Source organism: Corynebacterium sp. HMSC072G08 (genome assembly GCF_001809185.1).
Taxonomy (GTDB): Bacteria; Actinomycetota; Actinomycetes; order Mycobacteriales; family Mycobacteriaceae; genus Corynebacterium; species Corynebacterium phoceense.
Window position 1 is genome coordinate 76,743 of the sequence record NZ_KV796462.1, and the last position, 6,843, is coordinate 83,585.

Genomic DNA, 6,843 nt, shown 5'->3' on the forward strand with positions numbered 1-6,843 from the left:
GCACGGTGATGCAGCGCTTGACTCAAGCCTAAACAGCGACTGTCAAAGACTACCCCGTACACCGCCTAAATTACAAACCGCGGTTGCGACGCGCCGCACGCCTCCGGCCACGCGAGCCTTCGGCAGCCTGAGGTTCGCTCGTCTTCACGAAGCGCTTCACAGCGCGCCGGCGTCCGCGCGAGCTTGCCGATGCCCTCTTCTCCTCCGTCGACTGCTTCTCCACCGTCTCCTTACGCTGCGCTTCTGGCTGGGCTTGTGCCTGCCTGCGCGTGGCGCGGCGCACCGCACGGCGACGCCCACGCGAGCTCACGGTACGGATCTCGGCCGGGGACTCCTGCTCAGGCTGCTGCAAGGGGACATCGGAAGGCTCCGGCGCACGCTGGAAGTCCTCGCGGCGGGGCCTGCGGTCCGAACGCGAGTTGCCGCGGGTGCGGCGCTTACGACGCGGTGAGGCCTCGAACTCGGCGACGGCCTCCTCGTAGGTCTTTTCTGGATTCGTCTCCGCTTTCGCAGAGACGTGTTCTTCGTCCGGGATATGCGACTGGAATTCCTGGACATCGTCGAGCTCCTCGGCATGCTCGGCGGCCGCGTAGGCGATCTCTGCGGCGTCGACCTCCTGCTTCTGCTCCTCGCGCTTGTCGCGGCCGCGGTTGCTGCCGCGCGAGCCACGGCGACGGCGACGCTGGGGCTTGCGCTCCTCGTGGTCATCTTCCTGCGCGTCATGGCCGCCCGCAACGACGGAGGCCGCGAGGTCCTCGAGCGAAGGCTTGTCCTCGCGCTTGTTCTCGTACTCGTCGTCGCGCTGCTCGTTCTTGTGCTCGACATGCATGGCCTTGGCGGCCGGGTGGTCCGGCTTCGCGGGGCGCTTGCGCTTGCTGCGGCCGTGGTGGTGCTCCGGCTCGGACTCGTCCACGGGGTATTCGTGGATGATAAGCCCGCGGCCGTGGCAGGCCTCGCACTCGGTGGAGAAGGTCTCGATAAGGCCGGTCCCCAGGCGCTTGCGCGTCATCTGGACGAGGCCCAGCGAGGTGACCTCAGAGACCTGATGGCGCGTGCGGTCGCGGCCCAGAGCCTCCTTGAGGCGGCGCAGGACTAAGTCCTGGTTTTCCGGCAGGACCATATCAATGAAGTCGACGACGATCATGCCGCCCATGTCGCGCAGACGCATCTGGCGCACGATTTCCTCGGCAGCCTCCAGGTTGTTGCGCGTCACTGTCTCCTCAAGGTTGCCGCCCGAGCCGGTGAACTTACCGGTGTTGACGTCGATGACGGTCATGGCCTCGGTGCGGTCAATGACGAGCGTGCCGCCCGACGGCAGCCAGACTTTGCGGCTGAGCGCCTTGTGGAGCTGCTCGTCGATGCGGAAGGTCTCAAACGCGTCTGCCCCGCCGTGCTCACGGCGGTCGAAACGCTCCACGCGGTCCGCGAGATCCGGCGCCACGGACTGCACGTAGTGATCCACCGTGTTGTAGGAACGGCGGCCGTCGACGACGAGGTGGCTGAAATCTTCGTTGAAGAGGTCGCGCACGACCTTGACGAGCAGGTCCGGCTCCTCGTAGAGCGTGACCGGCTTGGCGCCCTTGGAATTCTTTTCTTTATTCGCACGCTCGGTAATGTCCTCCCACAGCGTGTGCAGACGACGCACGTCCGTGCCGATGGCTTCCTCGGAGACATTCTCTGCGGCCGTGCGGATGATTGCGCCGCCATCATCCGGCACGACGCGGTTCAAGATCTCCTTGAGACGCTTGCGCTCCGGGACTGGCAGTTTGCGGGAGATACCCGCATTGCGGCCACCCGGCACGTAGACGAGGTAGCGGCCGGCGAGCGAAATCTGCGTGGTCAGTCGCGCGCCCTTCGCGCCGACCGGGTCCTTGGCGACCTGCACCAGAATCTGGTCACCCGATTTGAGCGCGTGCTCGATCTTGCGTTGGCGGCCGCCCAGGCCCGTGCGGCGCCAATCGACCTCGCCGGCATAAAGCACGCCGTTGCGGCCCTGTCCGATGTCGACGAACGCAGCTTCCATGGACGGCAGCACGTTCTGCACGCGGCCCAAGTAGATATTGCCGATCATCGACGCCTGCGACTCCGAGGTCACAAAGTGCTCGACGAGCAGGCCGTCTTCAAGCACGCCCACCTGGGTCACGGTGCCGTGGCCGTCCGTACGCTCCTTGTCGCGCACGACCATGGTGCGCTCCACCGACTCGCGGCGCGCGAGGAACTCCGCCTGGCTCACGATGTGCTTACGCTCGCGGCCCTTCTCACGCATCTCACGGCGGCGACGCTTCTGCGCCTCGATACGCGTCGAACCGCGAATGGCGCGCGGCTCTTCGATGCGCTCAGGTTCGTCGTGGTGGTCCTGCTTGTCGTGCTGCTTCGAGCTGTGCTCATTCTCGTGTGGCTGCTGCTCGTGCTGCTGGCGCTCCTGCTGCGGGTCCTGCTTCTGGGACGTGCGCTTCACAGCGCGACGGCGCCCGCGGCGCGGGGTGGGTGCCATGAAGACCGGCGCATAGTCGACCGACGTGTCCGTCTCAGGCTTCGGGGTGATAGGCGCGAAGTCCTCGTCGAAGTCTTCGCCGGCTTCCACCAGCGCCTCGTGCAGCTGCTCGACGTCTGGCTCGTGGGACTCGTCGTGCTCCTGCTCTGCGGCGTCCTCGGTGGTGTTTTCAGCGGCGTCGTCGAGCCCTTCTTCCAGCTCGGCCTCAACCTTCTCCTCAATCTGGGAGATCTCGTTCGCCACGTTCTTGCGCACGCGCTCGCGCAGCATGGCGTCTTCAGCGTTCTCTGCGCCCTCGGCGCTCTCCTGCTTCGGCTCCTCGTGAGCCTGGGCCTGATCAGACTTCTTCGTGCGCTTCGTAGCGCGGCGACGCGACTTCTTCGGCTTCTCCTCCGGAGTCTCGACCTGCACCGTGGCGAGTTCGGCCTTCTCTTCCTCGAGCTCTGCCTCGACCTTGGTCTCAATCTGGGAGATCTCATTCTCGACGTTCTTCCGCACGCGCTCGCGCAGCTTCTCGTCTTCGGCGTCCGCCGGCTGCTCGGTCTCGGCTGTCTCGGCAGCAGGCTGCGCTTCGGTCTTCTTCGTGGCAGCTTTGCGCGTTGCCTTACGGGAGGACTTCTTCTTCGCGCGCTTCTTCGGCTTCTCTTCGGCTGCCGGTGCGACGGTCTCATTGACGGCGGGCTCAGCAGTCTCCGGCTCGGCCTTCTCTGCCTTCTTAGCGGCCTTCTTCTGGGTCTTCTTCGGCGCCTTCTCGGCGGAGGTCTTGGCAGCCTTCTTCGCAGCCTTCTTCTTGGGCTTGTCTTCAGCCTTCTCCTCGGCCTTCTTTTCGGCGGCGGGAGCGCCTGCCTGAGCGACAATCGCATCGAGAGCCGCGGCAACCTCATCCGGGCTCAGCGAGGACTGGGCGGCCTTCTTCACGCCCTGCTCGGCGAAGACGCTCACGAGGGCGCTGGACGGCAGAGCAATCTGCTTGGCCAAAGCATAAAGGCGGGTCTTCGGACCGAACTGCGTGCGGTCGAGCTTCGCGATGAGCTTCGCCGCGGCGCTAAGCGAGCCGGTGTCTTGTGTAGTTGTCTTAGAGTTCTTCGGTGCAGCCACGTCTGCTACTCACTTACCTTTTCTCTTGTCGCTCCCCGGGCGCGCACTTAACGGTGCAGCAGCCACACGAGGCAGCGGTGTGTATGAAAGCTTGTCGACGCTTCTCATTCTGTGAGAAGTATCGTGCCTCCCATTCTGGCACACCCGGCGCACCCTCGTCCGCGCGCGGACACGAAAACGCCAAAAGCCCAGGCACATGGCCTGGGCTGTACACTTCGGTGTAGTGGAGTACGGCTTAGAGGTTCGGGAACCAGATAGCGATCTCGCGCTCTGCGGACTCCGGGGAGTCAGAACCGTGGACGACGTTCTCGCCAACGGTGAGGGCGAAGTCGCCGCGGATGGTGCCCGGGGTGGCCTTGGAGACCGGGTCGGTGCCGCCAGCCAGCTGACGCCATGCCTCGATGGCACGCTCGCCCTCGACAACGCCAGCAACCAGCGGAGCAGAGGTGATGAACTCGACCAGCTCGCCGAAGAACGGCTTGTCTGCGTGCTCGGCGTAGTGCTTCTCCGCGGTCTCGCGGTCAGCAACGCGCAGGTCCATAGCGGTGAGCTTGAGCCCCTTGCGCTCGATGCGGGAGATGATCTCGCCGATGTGGCCGTTGGCAACGCCGTCCGGCTTGATAAGAATGAGGGTACGTTCAGTCATGCGAAACATAGTACATGACGCCCCGCTTCCGCGCGCACGTTATCGGCCTTGCGCGAGCGCGTGCACAACCGCCTCTGCTTCTTCCTCGCTGGTGCCCCGGAACCACAGGCGTACCTGCCCCACTGCGACGCCGAATTGACCGTTGTCGAGCAGCCGCTCCAGCTCGGCCGTTTGCTCCTCGTTGAGGACCTTCTCCTGGCTCTCGATGACCCTCCCCTGGTACACGAGCCCGATGACGAGCGCGAGGGCAGCGAGGACCATGCACACCACGGCGACGAGGCGCGGCGCACCAAAAAGTTGGCTGCCTATCGCCGCAAGGCAAAAGAATGCAGAGAAAGCGAAGAGAACGTAGCGCATGCGCACCAGCATAACGAGACCACGCAGCACATCCCGCTTTACCCCCAAAAGTATAGATATTTAATAATCTACCCTGCCCACGTACCCTTCGGCACAAACTTAGCACCCCCTTACCTGCTATAGGTTAGGTTACCCTTTGTTAATTGTGCTTTATTAAGTTCGGGCGCTACTCAGCCGCCTTTGTTTCATCTCATTGACCAAGGAGAACCCCCATCGTGGCATCTCGTTTCCGACGCGGCACATTCATTGCCGCCCTCACCACCACCGCCCTCATCCCTCTCACTGTGCCTGCCTCCGCCGCAACGGCGGACGGTCACCTGCACTGGGGCATCCGCGCCAGCTTCAACAGCTACACCAACGGGGCGACCTACGTGGGCGACGGGGCAACGCGCACGGACAATGGCTTTGATTTCGAGCTCACCGACGTCACCTTTGACAAGGAGTCGAAGCGAACCGAGGCCCAGTTCAACGGCACTATCCTCTACCGCAAGTACTGCCAGGATGCCTCGCAACCGATGACGAGCGTGTGCGATCTCGACTTGCGATTCGAAGACCCGAAGGTCGTGCTCTCCCCCGCCGAGTCCTACCTTGAGGCTCACGTGAGCTCCAAGCAGTACCTTAAGAACGAGATCTACGCGCCCAAAGAGGCCGTCAAGATCGCTACCCTCAAGCCCAGCTCCGCCACGTTCACCAACGAGGGCGGACGCGTCTCGTGGGAGAATATCGCTTCTACCCTGACCGAAGAAGGCAACCGCATGTTCTCCGAGTTCTACTCCGTGGGCGAGGGACTCGATCCCGTGGCGCTGAACTATGTCGGTGAGGGCGCCACCTTCGTCGAGTCGGACATCACGCTGCGCACGCAGACCTGGAACTCCCACGCTGACTATGACGACGGCGTGCACCAGCTCTTCGATACTGGCACCGGCGTACTCGTCGGCATGCCCGATGGACAGGGCTACGCGCTCATTGACAACAACCTAAAGGAAATCGCGGCCTTGCCCGCCCAGACCGGCAACCGTGGCCTCGCGGCCTACGATTCGAATCACAAGGTGCTCTACTACGTCGACGAGACCGACCGCGCCGAGCTCAAGGCAGTCGACATCACCGATTCCGGCTTCGGCACCCCGCGTGTAGCCGCCACCGCCTCCCACGACATCTACGCGGTGGGCTACCACCCGGGCACCGACGTCATTGCTGCTATCGTCCCGGAGGATTTTAGCGCCCGCACCGCAACGCTGCTTTCAGGGTCGAACGGAACCTTCACCGAGGCGCCGCTGCCCACCGGCGAACAGCTCTTCGGAGACACTCGCCTGGACGCGGAGCCGGGCACTATTTGGGCTAACGACTTCGCGTGGAAGAACCAGGCGGAGCTTTTGCCCATGAAAGACGGCACGTTCCTCTACAACGGCTCGCCGGAGCCTTACTTCGAGGGCGAGGAACTCCCCACGAAGTCGCTGCTTTACTCCATCAAGCCCGACGCCACCGAGGTCACTGAGCGCGCCACCTTCATGAAGGGCTCGCGCTACACTTCCCAGAGCACCTACCTCGACGGGCTGTCCACCGATGGCGTGCACATCTACCGCTTTAACTCGAATCCCAATCCGTCGGCCGCCGCCGCGCAGTCGCTCATTTACGATCCGGATACCCGCGACGTCAAGGCCGAGAGCGAGCCGACCTTTGGCGTGCTTCCGGGTTGGGCGGCTGTCGGCTTCGACGCAGACGGCACGCCCATTCAGCTTAATGGCTCGACCGGCGATCTCAACTGGCTCCAGCAGGGCAGCTTCACCGTGACGAAGTCCTTCCCGCTGCCCAACGGGCGCGAGACGACCAATGTCACGAACAACACGTTCCTGGTTCGCAAGGACGGCACCATGTTCGTGCCCACTCTCGACGAGTCGCGTGGAGACTGGAAGGAGCACTACGTCCTGCGCCGCATCGATGTCGCGTCCGAAGATACGCCCGCAATCAGCGAGGAAGACAACCTGGCTAAGCTGCGCAAGCGTGCGCTTGCTATTCCCCAGAAGAAGCTTGACGATGCCACCTCGGCACTGGCCGCAGATCCCACCAACGCTGAGCTGCAGCGTGATGTCGCTATCGCTCAAGCAGAGCTCGACATCGCCACCGCCAAGCTCGACAATGACGCAGACAAACTCGCTGCCGCGCAACAGGCTCTCGCTAAGGCCCAAGCTGGCCAGCCGGAGTCGGGCAAGCCCAAGCCTGAAAACCCGAAGCCGGAAAACACCCAGCC

Annotated in this window: 4 protein-coding genes; 1 reads left to right on the forward strand and 3 read right to left on the reverse strand. The window is 63.6% G+C overall.

Annotated elements, in window-relative coordinates; all coding sequences use genetic code 11:
- Positions 1-70: 70 nt before the first annotated feature.
- The 3 genes from HMPREF2559_RS11590 to HMPREF2559_RS11600 all read right to left on the reverse strand — a co-directional run bounded on the left by HMPREF2559_RS11590 (position 71) and on the right by HMPREF2559_RS11600 (position 4,595).
- A complete protein-coding gene (locus HMPREF2559_RS11590) occupies positions 71-3,592 on the reverse strand; it encodes an Rne/Rng family ribonuclease (RefSeq protein WP_070540849.1) in 3,522 nt (1,173 codons plus the stop codon).
- A gap of 235 nt (positions 3,593-3,827) precedes the next feature.
- A complete protein-coding gene (gene ndk / locus HMPREF2559_RS11595; protein ID WP_066492532.1) occupies positions 3,828-4,238 on the reverse strand; it encodes a nucleoside-diphosphate kinase in 411 nt (136 codons plus the stop codon).
- Positions 4,239-4,277: 39 nt separating this feature from the next.
- Entirely contained in the window at positions 4,278-4,595 is a 318-nt protein-coding gene (locus HMPREF2559_RS11600) for a hypothetical protein (RefSeq protein ID WP_070540863.1), read from the reverse strand.
- Between the two features lie 215 nt (positions 4,596-4,810).
- Here HMPREF2559_RS11600 and HMPREF2559_RS11605 point away from each other — a divergent pair.
- Positions 4,811-6,843, forward strand: a 2,033-nt coding sequence (locus HMPREF2559_RS11605) for an HtaA domain-containing protein (RefSeq protein WP_070540852.1), incomplete at its 3' end; no start/stop codon positions are given.